Origin of the sequence: Nostoc sp. (assembly GCF_035638895.1) — a bacterium.
GTDB lineage: Bacteria > Cyanobacteriota > Cyanobacteriia > Cyanobacteriales > Nostocaceae > Nostoc.
Genome location: NZ_DASQZC010000688.1, coordinates 1 through 18,154 on the forward strand (window position 1 = coordinate 1; position 18,154 = coordinate 18,154).

22 protein-coding genes and 1 pseudogene are annotated in these 18,154 nt (G+C 43.2%); 12 read left to right on the top strand and 11 right to left on the bottom strand.

What is annotated here, in order from left to right; all coding sequences use genetic code 11:
• Positions 1-690 (top strand): carbohydrate ABC transporter permease (locus VE944_RS32595; protein ID WP_324987494.1); only part of this gene is annotated, 690 nt, incomplete at its 5' end.
• Between the two features lie 115 nt (positions 691-805).
• Here the strand turns inward: VE944_RS32595 and VE944_RS32600 are convergent.
• Together VE944_RS32600 and VE944_RS32605 are read right to left on the bottom strand one after the other, a co-directional pair.
• Positions 806-1,399 (bottom strand): thermonuclease family protein, encoded by a 594-nt coding sequence (locus VE944_RS32600; protein ID WP_324987497.1) that lies wholly within the window; start codon positions 1,397-1,399, stop codon positions 806-808.
• A 185-nt stretch (positions 1,400-1,584) separates the two neighbouring features.
• Positions 1,585-2,745, bottom strand: coding sequence for an LLM class flavin-dependent oxidoreductase (locus VE944_RS32605; RefSeq protein WP_324987499.1), 1,161 nt, complete (start codon positions 2,743-2,745; stop codon positions 1,585-1,587).
• Positions 2,746-2,873: 128 nt separating this feature from the next.
• Between VE944_RS32605 and VE944_RS32610 the strand changes: the two genes are divergently transcribed.
• The 3 genes from VE944_RS32610 to VE944_RS32620 all read left to right on the top strand — a co-directional run bounded on the left by VE944_RS32610 (position 2,874) and on the right by VE944_RS32620 (position 4,460).
• Positions 2,874-3,215: a site-specific integrase gene (locus VE944_RS32610; RefSeq protein ID WP_324987502.1), complete on the top strand. Its 342-nt coding sequence runs from the start codon at positions 2,874-2,876 to the stop codon at positions 3,213-3,215.
• A 55-nt stretch (positions 3,216-3,270) separates the two neighbouring features.
• Entirely contained in the window at positions 3,271-4,017 is a 747-nt protein-coding gene (locus VE944_RS32615; RefSeq protein ID WP_324987504.1) for a ferritin-like domain-containing protein, read from the top strand.
• 86 nt (positions 4,018-4,103) lie between these two features.
• A complete protein-coding gene (locus VE944_RS32620; RefSeq protein ID WP_324987507.1) occupies positions 4,104-4,460 on the top strand; it encodes a winged helix-turn-helix transcriptional regulator in 357 nt (118 codons plus the stop codon).
• A 24-nt stretch (positions 4,461-4,484) separates the two neighbouring features.
• On the opposite strand, the gene VE944_RS32625 is transcribed toward VE944_RS32620, so the two are convergent.
• From VE944_RS32625 to VE944_RS32640, 4 genes are all read right to left on the bottom strand, one after another.
• Positions 4,485-4,892, bottom strand: a complete 408-nt coding sequence (locus VE944_RS32625; protein WP_324987510.1) for a salt stress protein, Slr1339 family — start codon at positions 4,890-4,892, stop codon at positions 4,485-4,487.
• A 27-nt stretch (positions 4,893-4,919) separates the two neighbouring features.
• The gene (locus tag VE944_RS32630) at positions 4,920-5,525 is read right to left on the bottom strand and encodes a vWA domain-containing protein (RefSeq protein ID WP_324987512.1); all 606 of its coding nucleotides are present in this window, start codon (positions 5,523-5,525) and stop codon (positions 4,920-4,922) included.
• 56 nt (positions 5,526-5,581) lie between these two features.
• The gene (locus VE944_RS32635; protein WP_324987515.1) at positions 5,582-6,187 is read right to left on the bottom strand and encodes a vWA domain-containing protein; all 606 of its coding nucleotides are present in this window, start codon (positions 6,185-6,187) and stop codon (positions 5,582-5,584) included.
• A 366-nt stretch (positions 6,188-6,553) separates the two neighbouring features.
• The gene (locus VE944_RS32640) at positions 6,554-6,760 is read right to left on the bottom strand and encodes a hypothetical protein (RefSeq protein WP_324987518.1); all 207 of its coding nucleotides are present in this window, start codon (positions 6,758-6,760) and stop codon (positions 6,554-6,556) included.
• Positions 6,761-7,289: 529 nt separating this feature from the next.
• On the opposite strand from VE944_RS32640, the gene VE944_RS32645 reads away from it, so the two are divergent.
• Positions 7,290-7,589 carry a sensor histidine kinase gene (locus VE944_RS32645; RefSeq protein WP_324987520.1) on the top strand — a complete coding sequence of 100 codons (300 nt, stop codon included), beginning with the start codon at positions 7,290-7,292 and terminating at the stop codon, positions 7,587-7,589.
• Positions 7,590-7,604: 15 nt separating this feature from the next.
• Here the strand turns inward: VE944_RS32645 and obgE are convergent, their stop codons facing one another.
• Together obgE and VE944_RS32655 are read right to left on the bottom strand one after the other, a co-directional pair.
• A complete protein-coding gene (gene obgE / locus VE944_RS32650) occupies positions 7,605-8,633 on the bottom strand; it encodes a GTPase ObgE (RefSeq protein WP_324987523.1) in 1,029 nt (342 codons plus the stop codon).
• A gap of 75 nt (positions 8,634-8,708) precedes the next feature.
• A complete protein-coding gene (locus VE944_RS32655; RefSeq protein ID WP_324987525.1) occupies positions 8,709-9,383 on the bottom strand; it encodes a Mo-dependent nitrogenase C-terminal domain-containing protein in 675 nt (224 codons plus the stop codon).
• A gap of 242 nt (positions 9,384-9,625) precedes the next feature.
• On the opposite strand from VE944_RS32655, the gene VE944_RS32660 reads away from it, so the two are divergent.
• From VE944_RS32660 to VE944_RS32680, 5 genes are all read left to right on the top strand, one after another.
• Entirely contained in the window at positions 9,626-10,441 is an 816-nt protein-coding gene (locus VE944_RS32660) for a class I SAM-dependent methyltransferase (RefSeq protein ID WP_324987528.1), read from the top strand.
• A 24-nt stretch (positions 10,442-10,465) separates the two neighbouring features.
• Complete coding sequence (locus VE944_RS32665) at positions 10,466-11,566, top strand: glutamate-cysteine ligase family protein (protein WP_324987531.1); 1,101 nt, start codon at positions 10,466-10,468, stop codon at positions 11,564-11,566.
• A 530-nt stretch (positions 11,567-12,096) separates the two neighbouring features.
• Entirely contained in the window at positions 12,097-12,447 is a 351-nt protein-coding gene (locus VE944_RS32670; protein ID WP_324987534.1) for a hypothetical protein, read from the top strand.
• Positions 12,448-12,835: 388 nt separating this feature from the next.
• Positions 12,836-13,375 carry a Dps family protein gene (locus VE944_RS32675; RefSeq protein ID WP_324987537.1) on the top strand — a complete coding sequence of 180 codons (540 nt, stop codon included), beginning with the start codon at positions 12,836-12,838 and terminating at the stop codon, positions 13,373-13,375.
• Positions 13,376-13,535: 160 nt separating this feature from the next.
• Complete coding sequence (locus VE944_RS32680; protein WP_324987540.1) at positions 13,536-14,303, top strand: ChaB family protein; 768 nt, start codon at positions 13,536-13,538, stop codon at positions 14,301-14,303.
• A 497-nt stretch (positions 14,304-14,800) separates the two neighbouring features.
• Here VE944_RS32680 and VE944_RS32685 read toward each other — a convergent pair whose 3' ends face one another.
• Both VE944_RS32685 and VE944_RS32690 read right to left on the bottom strand, forming a co-directional pair.
• Positions 14,801-15,196 carry a TIGR02588 family protein gene (locus VE944_RS32685; RefSeq protein ID WP_324987543.1) on the bottom strand — a complete coding sequence of 132 codons (396 nt, stop codon included), beginning with the start codon at positions 15,194-15,196 and terminating at the stop codon, positions 14,801-14,803.
• Positions 15,193-16,140 carry a TIGR02587 family membrane protein gene (locus VE944_RS32690; RefSeq protein ID WP_324987545.1) on the bottom strand — a complete coding sequence of 316 codons (948 nt, stop codon included), beginning with the start codon at positions 16,138-16,140 and terminating at the stop codon, positions 15,193-15,195. The genes VE944_RS32685 and VE944_RS32690 overlap by 4 nt, the downstream gene beginning before the upstream one ends.
• A gap of 242 nt (positions 16,141-16,382) precedes the next feature.
• Between VE944_RS32690 and VE944_RS32695 the strand changes: the two genes are divergently transcribed.
• Complete coding sequence (locus VE944_RS32695) at positions 16,383-16,565, top strand: CsbD family protein (protein WP_100901031.1); 183 nt, start codon at positions 16,383-16,385, stop codon at positions 16,563-16,565.
• A gap of 170 nt (positions 16,566-16,735) precedes the next feature.
• Positions 16,736-17,287 carry a Uma2 family endonuclease gene (locus VE944_RS32700; protein ID WP_324987549.1) on the top strand — a complete coding sequence of 184 codons (552 nt, stop codon included), beginning with the start codon at positions 16,736-16,738 and terminating at the stop codon, positions 17,285-17,287.
• A 440-nt stretch (positions 17,288-17,727) separates the two neighbouring features.
• Here the strand turns inward: VE944_RS32700 and VE944_RS32705 are convergent.
• Positions 17,728-18,154 (bottom strand): annotated as a pseudogene (locus VE944_RS32705) (DNA mismatch repair endonuclease MutL); the annotation flags it as partial.

An 18,154-nucleotide genomic window follows, 5' to 3' on the forward strand; every position in this document is an offset into this window, starting at 1 on the left:
TTGCTACTCAACCCCGACTTCTGGCAAGTTCTGGGTAACACGTTTTATTTTACTGTTGCCACCATCATTCCCAGCTTAGTTATCTCTTTGGGATTGGCAGTACTATTAAATCGCTCCATTCCCTTGCGGGGCATCTTGCGAAGTGCCTATTTTCTGCCTTCAATTATCTCACTTGTGGCAGCCGGGTTGGGATTTCGCTGGTTGTTTCAAACATCAGGGCCAGTGAACGGACTTTTAGATTTTTTCGGTATTCCAAACATATCCTGGCTAGGAGACACATTTTGGGCAATGCCGGTAATTATTTTAATGAGTATTTGGAAACAACTCGGTTTCAATATGGTAGTTTTTTTAGCGGGGTTACAAGCAATTCCTCCCAGCCGTTATGAAGCAGCAGATTTGGATGGAGCAAATGCTTGGCAACAATTTTGGTATATTACTCTCCCTGGATTGCGCCCGACTGTGATATTTGCAGTCATCACTACCGCGATTTTTACATTGCGGAGTTTTGAGCAAATTTTTGTGATGACTGGCGGTGGCCCACTAAATTCGACTAATTTGCTGGTTTACTACATTTACCAAGAGGCTTTTGGGCAATTTGATTTTGGTTATGCAGCAGCCGCCGCAACGGTGTTACTAGCAGTGACGTTGGTACTAGTTTATTTGCAACTGCAAACTTGGGGAGAGGAGTAGAGGGGAGGCAGGGAAAGCAGGGGGAGTAGGGGGGAATTTTGGAAGTTGGTAAATCATTCAGCAAATATGCAATGCCAAAAAATGTAGTGCATTTAGTTAGTAACAGCTAGAGTTTTTACTTTTTATAGAGGCTGCGATATTCCCAAGGATTCACAAATTTACTATCACTCCAAATGCCAAGCCGTTGTTCCTTGGCTTTAGCTTCGGCTTGTTGAACTAAGTCTTTGCTAGGACACTTGTTTAAATAGGGACGATACACTTTTGCTAAACCTTCTTGCAACAATACCTGTTGCACAAAAGTGCCATTTTTTAAACGAACTTCGGCAATTTTGCGTCCATAGCGATCGCTATCGGTGATATTCAAAGTCACGCGATCGCCTCCTTGTTGTACCAGTTCTTGCACCCGTTCTTGGGCTTTCACACCCCAGGTGAATTGATTGCGATCGCTAGTCCGTTTACTCTGCTTTTCTTTGTTAGTATGAGCTATTTCTGGCGCATCTACACAAGCAAAACGCACGGTAAGATTTTTGCCATCAGCATCTTTTACTACTAAAGTATCGCCATCACTGACTCGCTCAACTGGTTCTCCAGAAGTAGCGATGAAGGGTAGACGCGAAGCGGCTTGTCGCACGACATCGCAGCCTATCAAACCCAAAATCAGGATAGTTGCACAAAGCCAAAATCGCACTGGTTTAATTAATCTCTCCATCCAAAGTTACCTGATTACCGCATTACCTATGTGGGATGATACTAGCAAAATGCATAGATACGCCTTATGTGAATTACGTTCATACAATCAGGCGCGAACATCTTGCGTCACGCGAAGCGGTCTAACGCCTGCGTCAGCCGCGCCGGCTGACGGGCGTCGTCTGCACGCAATGGTTGGGCTATCCATCAGACTGAAAATGCCTTACCGTCAGTTTGACCTTTTGGTGTCGTCCCATGCGCGGCCCGAGCAATCCGGGGCCAGACCTCGTTCGCCATGAGCTGCATGGAGCGCCGGGCGAGCGCTGGATCGGCCCAGTCGTGGCCCGTGTAGAGCAGTGTGCCGAACGCGCCGACCTCGTTTCGGAATGCAAGAATCTGGTCCGCGACGCTCTGGGGGGTTCCCGCGATTACGAGACGCTCGATGCACCGCTTCGTAGAGAGATCGGAATCCGGCTGGTCGGGAAAGTCGCGCATGATGTCCAGCGCGCCGGCCTTCGCGAGCTTGGTTCTCATGACGTGGAAGTAGAAGTTGTGCGCGCCGTCCTCGCGATGCACGTAGCGATGTGCCGTGGCCTCGTCATCGGCCACGAAAACGCTGCGCGCCACGCGCCACCCGGAAGCATCGGCACAGAGGCCCGCCGATCGTCGGCCTTCCAGGTAGTTCTTAATGTGGGCCCGGACGACGTACGCACCCACGTAGGTCGCCGAGATTCCGGACCAGCCGCGCGCTCCCGCGGCGTGCGGTCCCTGAGCGCCCGGTCGGATCGAGGTGATGGCGATGGGCGGATGGGGCTTTTGCAGCGGTCGGACAGCGACACCCACTCCGATGTTCCGATCGAGCGAGCGCTCCGTGGTAGTCCGGTAGAACTTGCCTTCGATCCGGTACGGCGGCTCTTCGCTCCAGATCCGGCATATATGCTCGAGCGCCTCCTGGGTCTTGCGATTTCGGTCCGATCCCAAATCTCCGATGGCTTCTGCGTCACCGGGAACGCCGGGTCCAACTCCCAGGATGAATCGACCCTGCACCAGGTGGTCCACCATCGCGACCTGCGCCGCCACCATCGCCGGGTGGTAGTTGGCGAGCGGAAGCACGCCGGTACCGAAGGTGATCGACGGGCACGCATCGGCGAGATTCGCAATGAAAGCGAGGCTCGAGGTGATCGTCTCGGCCGAGTCGACGAGATGCTCGCCGATGAAGGCCTCGCGGTAGCCGAGTCGGTCGGCGAGCACGACGGCTTCGCGATCCTCGCACAGAACGTCCCCATAGGAACGAGACGGCGGGTGGACGGGCTGGATCAAGAATCCGAGCTTCAGGGAGTTCTGCATTGAGTCTTTATAGTCGTTCATTCGTTCCGTGCCGCCCAACTACTTATTATACGGAAAGTTTTCGTACAATCTTTTTCTTAATCCTAATATATCAAGCATTACAACGAATTCCTGTCTGAATATACAGAGAACTTCTTTATCAAATTATTGTGCGCGATACAAAGGGAAATGAAAGTCGGGTGACTATGCTACCTGAAAGTATAGCTGAAGAACTAAAGATTCATTTACAAAGCACAAAGTTGGCGGGACGGAAACCGACACCACCAAACTTTGTAAGAAGTGTAAAAATTATCCATCAACAAGATTTACAAAAAGGCTATGGTTCGGTTTATTTGCCTTTCGCGTTAGAGAGAAAATATCCGATAGCTAAGTATGATTGGATTTGGCAATTTGTTTTCCCTTCTTGTAGCATTTCTAAAGATCCACGTAGTGGAGAAGTTCGTCGATCTGCCAACATTCCCCCCTGCCCCCTGCCTCCTGGCACACTATAGAAAATGCGGATTAGTATAAGAATTGTAACCTTCCAATTGTCGGCGGGAATTTCTGATGAACTTCTTGACTCACGTTCTGCATTTAGCTGGTTCAGGTGCTTTTGCCTATTACTCTGCTGCTCAAATTCGTGATTCTAAAACCCGCCCTAACATCCTTGCGGGGTTTCAGTTAGCAGAATCTGGCTCTGTGCCATTTTTATCTGCACTTAGCGATCGCGCCGCAGCCGAAGGCGATACATGGCTAGCCGAAAAACTAGCAAAACATGCATCAGATGAAACTAGGCATGGTAAAATTTTTGCCCACGCCTTACAACAGTTGAATAAACAAGTTATAGATTTCAAGGCTCAACCCCAAACTACATCTACAAAAAAATCACAACAGCGTAGTCCCTTTTTCGCAGCATTCTTTGAAGGCTACACCCAAGAACAGCTAAAACCGGCTGTCATTGACTGGGATGTGTTTATGGCTAGCACATACATTCTGGAGTTAGATGCTAGTAAAGACTTTGCGCGAATGGCGAAAGCATTACCTGATAATGAGTCAAACGCTCGTAACTTGAAGTTAGGAATGCTTTGTATTGCTCAAGATGAAACTGGACATGCTGCTTATCTCTACGAAGCGATGATGCGACGGATGTCTGCGACTAAAGTACAAGAACTTGTAGATATGTGGCGAACCCGCAAGGTAAACGCCTTGTTAGCAATGGTTGGCGGTATCCTCCAGCGTAACGGTGAAATGCGATCGCTAGTCCAAGATAGTGCGCCGTCGGAAATCGATTCTGAGTTGGTAGCTACGTCATAATTAAAAATTGAATTGAGAACATTCAACATTTAGCTTGAAAGGCAGGAGGTTTGTCTCTTGCCTTCTTCAAATTCACAAAACTAACTATGAAAGCTGAAGCAGAAAATAACCGCAGGCTGACTTGTGAAGTAGAAACTACCCTAAAGGTGATTGGCGGACGCTGGAAAGTTTTGATTATTAGAGAATTAATGACTGGCGTCAAACGGTTTGGTGAGTTGCAACGGGCTTTACCTGGAGTTACGCAAAAGATGCTTACCCAGCAACTCCGAGAAATGGAAGAAGACGGTATTATTCATCGAGAAGTTTATCCCCAAATTCCACCCAAGGTGGAATATTCTCTGACGCCTTTAGGAGAAACTTTACAACCAATTCTTTATGCTATGCATGAATGGGCTGTGCAACGGTTAGCTCTAAAAAATCACCATCAAATTGCTAACTTATAATTTTAGCTAGCAGATTTCTCCGAATTACGAATTATTTTCTTCGTTGTTTCTTAAATATTCAATCGCTGCCTCTAATCTTGAGGGGTAACTTTCAGCAAACCTTTCAAACCAAAGTCCTTCGGAAGAAAGTGGATCTACTTTGTCTAACCATTTTTTTGCTTCCACTTTCAAAGCTTCTAGTTGTTTGGCTTTGAGTTGTTCTTGTCGAATTCGTTCTTGTTCTAGTTCTTGCTGTCTTTTTAACTCAATAGCGGCATCCTCTTCGGCAAAATCAGCCTGAACTTCTGCCAAAAGGTTATCCATGAAAGATGCCGACTTTGGCAATGATGGAATAAACGATTTGGCTGTGGCTGATTTTGACTGCTGCTGTTGTGGTTGTACTTCTTTATATTCGGTTTGGAGTTCAGCTAATAGCTTATCAATGGAATCCATTTTTGTAATTCCTAATAAATAATATAGCTAGTCATTAATGGCATTAAGTAGTACTTCTGATAGACTCAAATCTTCCATATCTTCCATAGTAATGGTGTCACAGATATCAAACTTAGCACCAGCACTTTGGAGTTCATCATCTAAAACTTTGAGAAAACGGGTAGCTTGGGGATCTGTGCCGACTTGAATGAAGGAAATAGCTAATTCTTCATCTCGATCGATGCGGCGAGAAGCTTCAATAATTACCTTCATTACTGCTTTGCGATCGTCCGGTTCACCATCCGTAACCACTAAAATTGTTTCACCACTTGGCTTGGTTTGACCGGCTGCTTTGCGTTGAAGGTAATCATCAGTTGCATGTTTTAATACACCTGCTAAGTCAGTTGTACCAGAGGGGTCATTTTCTTGAAAAATTTGCGCTACCTTGCCGGATGTCACATTTTCGTATCGCTTAAATTTACCAGAAAATACATAAATAGTAATGCCGTCTGGGTCAAATTGCTCACACTTACTAGCTAAAGCTAAAGTAGATTCCTGTGCTGCAACCCATCTAGTTCTACCACCCTTTTGATCTTTGCTTGCCATGCTGCCGCTTTTGTCGATAATCAAGGTGTAATCACGATTTTCTAACATGATTCAATTCTCCAATTAAGAGCCAATATTTATTAGACTTTGGGCTGATAGATGCATTAGTCAGTTATTGCGTTCGTTAATACATCTACAAGGCTCATATCTTCTAAGTCATCTAAAGTAACCGTGTCACAAATATCAAATTTAGCGCCGACACTTTGCAATTGGTCATCCAAAGCTTTGAGGAACTTAGTTGCTTGGGCATCTGAACCCACTTGAATGATCGAAATTGCTAATTCTTCATCACGTTCCATCTGACGAGTCGCATGAATAATCACTTCAAACACAGCTTTGCGATCGTCTGGTTCACCATCGGTAATGACTAAAATTGTCTCTCCATTTGGCTTGCTTTTACCAGCAGCTTTGCGTTGAAAGTAGTTATTGAGTGCATCCTGAAGTACAGATGCTAAGTTTGTCGTTCCAGAAGGGTCATTTTCGAGAAATATTTGTGCGACTTTGGCTGAAGTGACATCATCGTAGCGTTTAAATCTACCAGAAAACAAGTACACCGTAATGCCATCAGGGTCAAACTGTTCGGCCTTTCTTGCCAAAGCTAGAGTAGATTCTTGGGCTATATCCCATCTACTTCTACCACCCACTTGATCGGGTGTGGACATACTACCGCTTTTGTCAATAATTAATGTGTAGTCGCGATCGCTCATCATAATCTTCCTTTGATTGTTAACGTGTAGTTCTAGTCTAGTGTACGAATTTGACGATACCGTAAGCATTTTAAGGTTTCGTATCAATCTTGCTACTCATTGAAGAAAGAGACAAGGGGACAAGGGGACAAGGGGAGGAAATCAGATGGGGATTCAGACTAGGCTGTTGACTCTGTACCCTTTAGCCCACAAGACTTCATGCAGAAATTGTGTTTTTTATTTTGGCGTAAAGATGGCTGTTGCGCGCGCTTTCACACAAGCAAATGCCAGCACAAATAATTTTTCGGTAATTCCCCAAAAAATAGCCAAAGTCAACAGCCTAGATTCAGACCCCACCTGATTCAAGTCCACCAAAAAGTGGTGGGGGTCTTAAACCCTTGGGCGTTGCCGCACGACTTGGGGATGGGGAGACAAGGAGACTTGGGGAATTGTCTCCCCATCCCCAAGTCCTCTTCGATAAAGCTGTGTCACAGTTGATAAATGCGTTGGCGTAGCCCGCACTTCTCTACGAGACGCTGCGCGTAGCTTGCTTCCACGTTCGCGGAGTGAGTGATACGGCTTCAGTGGCCGCCGCATCTTTGAACAAAATCTTCCTAGTCCACAATCTCCTGGAAACACCAAAAGTTAGTAGTTAATTTGGTTGTTGCAACCCTATTGAGTCTGGGAATAATAAATACTACTCATGCTGGCACACTCGCAATACGGTTCGGATAAGCAGGGGAGGCAAGAGGGTATATGTTCAGCAATTCTTTTCTCCCCCTGCTTCTCTTCTCCCCCTGCTCCCCCTGCCTGCCTCAACCAAGAAATTCCTTAACCGAACGGTATTGAGAGGCTAACTATGTAGCCGCAGCCTTAATATTTGTGGGACAAAACTATCTCTTAGGTAAACCATTAATCCTCTTTATCGCTGAACCAGACCGCCGAACCTTCATGAAGCAACTGGCAAATTTGCAGCAAGTGCAGGATTGGGAAGTCTATCTACAGTCACACAAATGCGATCGATGCTTTAGAAGAGGGAGTAGGGAATGGGGATGAGGGAGCAGGGGAAGTAGGGGGAGCAGAGGGAGCAGGGGAAGAAAAACTAGTGATTATTGACCAATGCTCCATGCCCAATGCTCCATGCCCAATTCCGACAATTCGCATTTGTACCCAACTACAAGAGCCTAATCAGGTAACAATTAGAATTGCTGACAATGGATTGGGAATACCAGAAGATGTTAAAAAACAACTATTTGACCCTTTCTTTACCACCAAGGCCATCGGCAAAGGTACGGGGATGGGACTTGCCATCAGCTATCAGATCATTACAGAAAGACATGGCGGTTCCTTAGAATGTATTTCGCAGCCAGGACAAGGGGCTAAGTTTGTGATTAAGATTCCCCTAATCCAGGATACGTCAACATAATTTGTAATTATTTTGTCAGCTTAATACCTCCACTTCTTGAGGAACCTTCATTTGGTCGAGAATTCCCCAAATTTCTTGTAACATCGGCTCTAACCCGGTGCGGGTAACTGCTGAAATCACAAAAACGGGGGCGTAGGAGAGATGATTAAGTTGGGTGGCTAAGGCCTCCAAATCGACAGTTTCCCGATCAACTGCATCAATTTTGTTAAGCGCCAAAATTTGTGGGCGTTCTGCTAAACCCCGTCCATAAGCTTGTAATTCTTCCTTAATTGTGTTGTAATCTCTAACCACATCATCACTAGTGGCATCAATCAAGTGAAGTAGTACTCGCGTGCGCTCGATATGGCGCAAGAAATCGTGTCCTAGTCCTGCACCGTGAGCCGCTCCCTCAATTAATCCGGGAATGTCGGCGAAAACAGTACCATCGCCAGTAGGTTTCCGCACTACACCCAAATTTGGGATGAGGGTAGTGAAAGGGTAGTCTGCGATTTTTGGACGTGCTGCTGATAAAGATGAAATTAGAGTGGATTTACCAGCATTTGGTAAACCAATAATCCCCACTTCTGCCAAAAGTTTCAACTCTAGGCGCAACTGCTTTATTTCGCCTGGTAATCCTGGGAGGGCGTATTCTGGGGCGCGGTTACGGTTACTCAAGAAATGCTGATTTCCTAGCCCGCCTTTACCACCTTGGGCAATCAGCAAAGTCTGCTTAGGCTCAGTTAAATCTCCTAGCAATTCGCCAGTTTCAGCATCATAAATGGTTGTACCACAGGGAACTTCGATGATTAAATCCTTTCCTCCTGCTCCAGTGCAGTTATTTGGCCCACCACGAGTGCCTTTTTCTGCCTGAAAGCGATGGTTATATCTGAAGTCCAGCAAGGTTTGCAGGTTTTCGTCGGCAACGAAAAATACCGAACCGCCTCTTCCCCCATTACCACCAGAGGGGCCACCAGTAGGCACGTATTTTTCTCGCCGGAAAGCGACAATACCATCGCCGCCCTTACCAGCTTCAACTTCAATTTTTGCTTGGTCTATAAATTGCATACGTAAATAATAGTGAAAAGTGAGGAGTTAGAAATTTAGGAGTTAAAAATTATAACTCCTCACTCTCCACTTTAACTAAATATATGGTGAAACATCTTCACCACATTTATCTGCCAAATAAGACAGGGCACGGAAACGTAAGCCCACCAGTTGCTCATACAAGGGGTTAATTTTACACATCGGCGGTATGTGGACAATCTTTCGTCCAAATAAGGTCACATCCCGCTCAAAGGGACACTGGGAGGGAATCATTTTACACAAAAAGCGGGCTACTCTTGGGTCTTGGATATCTAGCCGATCCAGCCAGTCGCGCAGGGGGTGTAGTGCATCAATTTGACGCTTTGTAAGGCCAGTGCTGGCGATCGCAGGGGTAAGCTGTGGGTATTCTAGAGTGTGGCGAAGCGCTTCTAATAAATCCTCTGGCTGTCCTAAGACTTGGCAGAACTGTTGCAGAACCTGATCTTCGCTGGGAGAATAAGTACCATCTGCGATCGCTACCATCACTGCTGTCCTTAAAAAATTTTCCGCAGCTGGGGTACCTTTATCCAAAACTACGGCTAATTCTTCTGGTGTAATTACCTCTAGTGAGTCGCATTTAATCTTAGGAGCTAATTCATTTTTGGTGATGCTGGCAATTAATTCTTGTTCTTGGGCATCAAAATTACCATCTGCCCAAGCAATGGTGAGCAGCCCACGCAACCAAGCGGCAATCTGTTCGTTGCTGTAGGGGGATTGAACGGTACTTGTCATAAACTCACGTCTCAAGCTTTCCTCAGTCACTACTAAAGTACCCTACCCAGTGACTAGGAAGATAGTGGGGGCAATACAGAATAATCAAGAAAGGGCATAGGCATCGCTGCCTCAAGAAATAAACCAGAGAAATTTCCAAATCGCAACAGTCGATCTTGGGGTAAAATCCATTTGAGAGTAATCTTGAGAATTTTTTCTACTTAAACTGAAAAGAAGATTTAATCTGTGTTGTGGAGGTATTCATGAATAAAACCAAAGTTAACCTCGGCATCATTCAAGAAACACTACTAATTACCCTCTGGGCTAGAGCTTGTGAGCTTCAAGCAGCAGATCCAATTATAGTAGATCCTAAATCATCTGAGATTCTTGCAGCGATAGACTACGAATTTGATAAATTTACTACTGCTAAATCTTCTCAGATAGGCTGTTGTTTACGAGGAACTATCCTCGACAAGTGGGTACGCACCTACCTCAATCAATATCCCCAAGGTTCCGTTATCGAGATTGGTGCAGGACTGAATACACGCTTTGAGCGAGTGGATAACGGCAAAGTTTGCTGGTTTGACATAGATTTACCAGATGTCATGGTTCTGCGACGACAGTTTTTTGAGGAAACGGAACGCCGTAAATTAATCGCGGCTTCTGCCCTAGATACCAATTGGATTGAGCATGTCAAGTCCACTACTAAACAACCTGTTATGTTTGTCGCCGAAGGCGTGTTGCAGTATTTCAATGAACAGGAAGTGAAGCTATTGTTTGCTAATCTTTTGCAGTATTTTCCTGGTTCGTGGTTTGCCTTTGACTCCTTGTCACCGCTAATCGTAAAGAATCAGAAATACCATGACTCACTCAAATACACTTCGGCAAAATTTGATTGGTGTATCTCAAATATTCATAAGATTAAAGACTGGAATTCATGTTACGAAGTAATGGAAGTCTGTAATTATGCCAATCTGCCACCTAAAGATCGCCGACGTTTTTCTCTAATGAATCGTTTACTGATGTTATTTCCTCCTCTGTGCGATTCGTCTCGTTTGGCATTAGTTAAATTAGGTTAGCTCTAAGCAATTAAGGTATACATAATGTTTTCATTTGGCATTGAGCATGAAGTCGCTTTCCTAAACAAAGAAGGAAAATTTGCTGATTTTTCCCACACCAAATTTGCTGATTTCAATCAAATTATTCAAAAGCTACCTACATACCCCAGCGACTATCCTCAACTGCGGGTTGGGGATGCAGGTATTAAGATGAAGAGATGGTACATTGAGGGATTTGAAAGATTTGCAGATTCCGACAAAGTGATAGACTGTCATGCTAAAGGTATCGAAATTAGAACGACTATACACTCTGATATTCAAGGCGCTATTACTGAATTATCAGAAAGTTTTCACTTGCTATGTGAGGTTGCTGCCAACTTTGGTTTCTCACCAGTTTTAGTCAGTTTTAATCCATACAATCCGGTTTTTGAACCTCATCCCCCATTAAACGATTATGAAATCAGACAGCTACAGGCTGATCCTGATGAACAAACTGCTAATATTCACATGGTTTCATACGGCCCAGATTTGAATATTTCAGTGGCAGATTTTTCTACTGAACATGTAATTGATATTGGCAGAAAGTTAACTTATTATAGTCCTTATATCGTCCCTTTTAGTTACAGTTCCCCTTTTTATAAGGGAGGTTTATGGGATGGGCTATCAGTACGAACGTTTATCAGAACTGGAAAAAGACCAGCAGCCTTAGTTTTTGTTCAGAAACAGGAAGAACTGATTGATAGTACACCTTCCTTAACAAAAATCGCCCGCATTCCGGCTGAAGTGGGACGCATTGAATTTAAGGCTTGTGATAGTTGTGATAACTTTTTAATCTATGCAGCTTTACTGACATTATTAAAAGGTTTGGTGTTAGATGAAACCTTGCTGGGTAGAGCAACTGTACCTGATGCAGCATTACACCAACTTTCTGCAAAAGAAGGGTTTGACAACGAGGATATTTTTGGGAATGCGACAAAAGTCTTGCAAGCAGCCGAAGTTGCCTTGGGAGATGACGCAGATGTTCATTATTTAACGCCGTTAAAAGTAATGCTGGCGAAGCGAAAAACAAAATCCCATGAATTAATAGAAATGTTTCATCTTGTAAGTTCTATAGAAGAGGTAATAAGGCAGACTTATCAATTTTAGAGAAAATTGTCAATGGGGACTATTAAGAGCAGAGGGGCAGAATTTTGTGTTTGCTCCTCCACTCACAATAAGGTTCGGTTAAGGGATATAGTTCTTAAAGCCCTTTGATGGGATAAAGTCAAGCTAACTGAAGATAATAGTAGAGCCATTAGCTTGCCAAAACTATATTAAGTCGATATACCTAGAGACTGATTTTATTACGACTAAAGATATAGGAAATTTCATTCTAGAGATTGATGCAGGCATTAGCATTTTCAAAGTACAAGTAGAAACAGGGAACCTTGAGAGAAGATTGTCAATAAAAAACGTAATGATTTTGCTAAAGAATTAAGGTGGTATTTGCTTATTATCCCTTAAATAGTTCGATGCAGAAATCCTAAGACAATTTCTTCGTCAGGTTCGTTTCTAAAGAACTTTCAGATTGAAGCGTAGCTGGCTATTTTTATTATTGCTCTTTACCAAGTAAAATGTGACCTGCCGCTATTTCAGTCAAAGTTCTGCGTTGTTAAAGCTGTTATCGAGGATTTCAAATGAAAATTATTGCTTCTGTCTTAAGTCCAGTACGCTTCCTAGTTGTGGCTTTTACTTGCGCCTTACTATTATTATCTAGTGCTTTTCCTGCTTTTGCGATCGATAGCTACCAAAGTGACCCTACCGAAGGTACTACACAACTGCTTGACATTCAGGCCAAAACTGATGAAGCCGGTAAAGCACCACCAATAGGATTGAAAAAGACTCAAAAAGAGACTAGCGAAGGACTTAATGAGGTTCAGGGAGCTGCTGATATTGACAAGCAGAAGCGTCCAGAAAATTCCCAGAGTGCAACCTCAGTGGAAGAAAATATAAAGAATGCATTGGGGAAAATTACAGGTAAGAACTAAATTAATAGTTCTTGTAATTTTTCGGTAGTAATGGGTGATTGCGTAAGAGCAATGACTCATTACTAATTAGTAATATTAAGCTGACTGACTACAATTTAATTATAAAAATATGTTCACCCTGATCATCTATAATGAAACTGGGTTTGCATTGTTTTGATTAAAGATATTTTAATTGATAATTATATTTAGTATCTTTCTATTATTGTAGCCAAAAAAATCAATAAAGTTCGCTAATTACTAGAATATTGGCTTAACACTACCTATTAAGACATAGGCATAGTAAATAATTTAGTAATGAATTTAAACTCAGAATGTTTCCTTTGGTTGATGTGGATTAGGTGGGAAATTTGGGAAGTTAATAGATAACTTTGCTTAGGGATGGAAAACAATGCGTTCGATAAACATTGGTTTGACTGAAGAACAGCGTCAAGGTGTAACTAATCTGTTAAACCAAGATTTGGCAGATGCTTATCTACTGTTGGTGAAAACCAAAAAGTATCACTGGGATGTCGTTGGGCCTCAGTTCCGCTCTTTGCACCAGCTTTGGGAAGAACACTACCAAACGCTGACTCTAAATATTGATGCTTTGGCAGAGCGGACTCGTGCTTTAGGCGGTTATCCAGTTGGCACAATGGAAGGATTTCTAAAGATTGCTAGCCTCAAAGAACATGCTGGTAATGTTCCCACAGCAACGGGGATGGTATCTAATCTAGTGAATGATCACGAGCAGGTTATTCGTAACTTAAGAGACCATGTGGATCAGTCTGGTGACCAGTTCCACGATCAGGGAACTGCTGACTTTTTGACTGGACTGATGGAACAGCATGAGGAAATGGCTTGGATGCTGCGTTCATTTATTGAAGGCGAAGCATTGGGGCCAGATGGTAGACAGCCAGCAGAAGGGGCTAAGACTCCTGTAGGTGTGTAGCTCATAACGTCTGAGTAGAGGATAGTTATCTGTGAAACCAATTAGAAGGAGGATTGATTTCTCCTTCTAATTGCTGTGAAAGAATTAATCTGCCTGCATCTACCTATTTACCATATTCATTACAAAAATAAGATAATACAAACCAAACAGGGGTTTTTAAGTGCCAGAAGTATATAAAGCAGAACATACTATCTCTGCTGTATTTAAAGAACAGAAGCAAATTGATGATGTGATTCGGCGGTTATTAGACAGAGGTGTGCCTAGAGATCATATTTCGGTCATGGGTAGAAATTTCCAGTCCGAAACTAGAATTGCTGGCTTTATTAGTAAAAAAGATGTGATTGTGGGAGGTTTGAGAACAGGGGCAGTTTTTGGTTCCTTGTTTGGTTCCTTTCTCAGCTTGCTCACGGGTGTAGGCGTACTGTTTATTCCTTTTGTCGGCTCAATCGTGGCAGCAGGGCCTATTGGTGCAGTGCTGTTGGGGGCTGCTAGTGAACCGATCGCAGGTAGTGCAGGTGCTGGTTTAGTATCGGTTCTAACTACTTTGGGGATGCCAGAAGATAAAGCGACTATTTACCAAACCCGCTTACAAGCTGGCGAGTTCTTGGTAATGGCAGAAGTACCGAGCGATCGCGCTAGCGAATTTAAATTGTTGCTCGAAAGTGCTGGTGGCGAAGAAATTCACACAATTGAAAAAACCTTTGCTCGTCCTTGTCCTGGACAGTGCAACAGCCCACAAGACTTGTCTCCTGAAGTTCGCGCTCATCTTTCTGATGAAGCTCAACACACCTTCATTGAGCGCTATAACACTGTTTTCAATGAAAAAAATGACGAGTTCACTGCTGAACAAGCCGCTTGGGAGTCTGTTCATCAGCAATATGATGAAGATGAAAACGGTGTTTGGTCAAAAGCTAAGGTTAAAGCTTAACTGTTGGCTGACTCGCCCGTTTTGAACTAAAGTTCAAGGCTAATAGCTAAAGTCTACTCAAGTAGACTAAAGATTTTTTGGGGTTGCTGAATTGAAGTATGAATCTGGATGTAGAGACGTAGCAGTGCTACGTCTCTACAAGGATTTTGGTATTATGCAAAATCATTTTCATATTATGTCCGCTTGATTGCTTATTAAACCAGAAGTTCCCCACCCCGCCAAAGCTTTGCTTTGTCTCCCCTCCCCGCAGGCGGGGAGGGGCTGGGGGTGGGGTGTAATGGCTGTGGTTAGCATAACTATTTATGCCGACATGTATCATACATGGAATCAGCAACGCCGATTTTTGGATATATATTTAGTCATCTTCAGATGACTTTCGCTATTAGCAAGGAACTTCAGTTCCTTGCGGGACATGAGTTTTGCGTTAATTTGACACTGATGGGCAATGCCGTGTCCCTACCTATAAGAATCGCTATATCTGCGGTTTTAAATCTTCATTAGGGCAATTTATAGCTACCAACACGCAGATTTAACTGCCCTTGGCGCGGGTTTTGGCTGAATATAAATGCGCCTTCTTCAGTTTCCCCACTAGATAAAAAGTCGATCTGTTGCTCTCCTGTTTCTGTAACTTTGCCATTAATTAATAACTCAGCCATAACTTGAACTGACTCGGCTGTGTCTCCTCCACTATTCACAACTTCAAAGGGAACATAAAATTGTCCATCAACTTCCCGAATTGTTTGTTTTTTGGTAACAGAAAGGATGGGAGGTTGATTCTTTTCGTTCAGCCAAGTGTAGCCCACCAGACTTACAATGATTGCTAGGATAAGTGAGGCGACGCTGAATGTTACCCACTCAGCTATTGAGCGTGATGGTTGTTCTGTTTTAGTCATATTGTTAACCTTCCGGCTGCACCGCCAATAGTTGCAGGTAAGCCCAGCATCAAGGTATGATCTAACCACATTGTCCAAGGATCGCTAAAAGTTAACTTTTGAAAGAACCACAACATAAAAGCGCCTGCTAGCAATGATACTAAGTAGGACATAATGGTTTCGCTCGATGGGCGTTGGAAAATTCCCTTTTGCTCTTTACGTTTTTGCTGGTTAGAAAAACCTGCCTGAAATACAATGCCATAAGAAATCAGCAAAGATGCAGCGATCATTGCCAACTCCCAAGGTGGAGAGGTTGCGGCTGCAAGCATAGAAATTTCATCTGTGGGAGCGATGTTAAATGCAATTATGGTTGCACCAATTAGGGTTCCACCCACATCCACAAAAGTGGCGTGTAAATCATCACCTTTGTTCTTGGTTGTGTTATTTTCTCGATCGCTTCCTTGTCCTTTTCCATTGCTGTTTTCAGTCTCTCCCAAAAACTGATTCGCTAATGCAACACCGAGAGCGAAAGGCACACTTTCAAAGATGATTTTACCTAAAGATTCCTTTAGGGAGGTTTCTGGTGTCAATTCTCGCAATAGTAGCAACACAAAGGCAGAGCAAGCTAGTCCGATCGCGATCGCTTCTACGGTATCCATTACGGCTTGATGAGTTCGCCCGGTATATCTGCGTTTGCGAAAGCCTTCTGTCTCATTCAGCAAGTAAACCACAATAAACATGAATGCGATCGCCATCATCATCAGTTGTGGTTTTACCAATGACCCAATCCACCAAACCTCCATTGTGTACAGTAAAGGTATACCAAATAAAAAACCTCCGCAAGCACCCCGAATGATGTCATTAATCTCACTCATCCATGCATTTTTTTGACGTTTTGTTGCCACTCCTTTACTTTCCCTTTGTTGATTTGCTTTGACTAATACTAATTCTCTATGAAGGTGCATATAGCAGCCCTAAATTCTTCGTGAAAAGTTAGATCCTCGGCTTCTTTGAGAAGCCGGGGATGTGGACATCGCGAATTTATAATATTTTCAGATTTCTGAAATTGGGTATTCTGTCGCACCTCGTATCTATCTTAAGATACATAATCTAAGAAATTATTCTCTCGGTTGATGGAAGTCAAAAATAATACACTACTGTTAGTTTATGTAATAGCTGAATCAACTACAAGCTGGAAATAAAAACCATGAGTGCCGAAAAAAGAGTAGAAGCTACTGCAAAAAATATTGAAGGAAAAATTCAAGAGGTTGTGGGTGAAATAACCGGCAATCCACAAGATAAAGCTGAAGGACAAACAAAGCAAGCCCAAGCCCAAGCAACTCACACTGTAGAAAACATTAAAGACGAACTTAAGAAAGCTTTAGATTAATTTAGTTTTTGCAGTGTAAATAGAAATACTAGACTAGCGATGATTCATGAATCATAGTGTAATATTAATTACTCCACTTACTTTGAGAAAGTGGAGTTTTTGTGTCGGCTTCTTTTGAAATACATTTAAGATGGGAAAATATCAAGAATCATTGGGAGGAATCAATCGTCATGACTGTTATTGTTGCAAAGTGGACGATTGACGAATATCACCGCATGATTGATGCTGGCATTTTGAGCGCTCGCAAAGTAGAACTACTTAAGGGAGAAATTGTCGAAATGTTGCCGGAAGGAGAACCCCATGCTTATTGTAGTGATGAAGCTGGTGAGTATTTAGCAAAGTTATTGGCTGAACGTGCCAAAATTCGCCAAGCCAAGCCTATCACCTTACCTAACGACTCAGAACCAGAACCAGATATTGCCATTGTCCAACGTTTAGGACGCGAGTATCGAGAGCATCATCCCTATCCAGAAAATATTTTTTGGTTGATTGAGTATGCTAACTCCAGTTTAGAAAAAGATTTAGAGAGAAAAAGCAAAATCTACGCAGAAGCAGGTATTTTAGAGTATTGGGTTGTCAATATCAAAAAGCTTCATTTAGTGGTGTTTAGAGAAATCTTAGATGGAGAGTACGCAACCAAATTTACATTGACTGCGGGAACAATTCAACCTCTGGCATTTCCAGATATTTCTATTGCGGTGGAACAGATTATTAATAGTTAAGGTAATTACAATTCAAAATCAAAATTTAAGAAAAAATTTTAATTTAACGTCAGTTAGACAACGGTGTACACACAAGTCGAATTACCCCCCTTAATCTCCCCTTATAAAGCAGGGCTGTTTCATTCCCTAAAGAGCGCTAAATATAAGGGTTCTAGCAATTTAAAATTGATTATTTTGTTACCAGCGTGCCAAGAAAATGAACAATTTTACTGTTGTTCAAGTGCTTAAAAGTTCATCTTATCGTCACCCTCACTTACAATTTTCTCGCTAACCATCTTGACAAATCCTGTTTGAAATGGAATGAATCAGCCCTGCCCTTATAAAGGGGGGAAATGAGATTTCTAGTTCCCTTGTCGTTTGCCAAATTATTTGTCAACGCAGACAAATAATTAGTTAATGTACAACGACATTGGCAAACGACAATAGTCTTACTGAAAACATCAAATTCCATGACTTTTACCAATTACCCAATTACGCCGGAAAAATCGGGCTAATGCTGATTCTTCTAAAGATAAATAAATTGGCCGTCCGTGGGGACAGGTGCGAGGGTTGCGAGTCCGTTGCCAATTATCTAAAAGTGTCTGCATTTCTTGTTGGTTCATGGGTGTACCATTACGAATGGCACTGCGACAGGCGACTGCTACTTGGGCTGTTTGTAAATCGCCTCCCCAACTAAGTTCTAAAATTGCTTCTGCATAGTCGTCTCGCTGCTGCAAAGGTGCGGGTATGTTTCGCACTGCCCAAAGTTGCTCGCCAAAGGGGTCTATTTCTAAACCGATGCGTTGCAGTTGCGATACTTGCGCTGGTGACAATTGATAAAGAATGATTGGCGGTTCGACGGGGACAAGTTGCCAATCATCACACAAT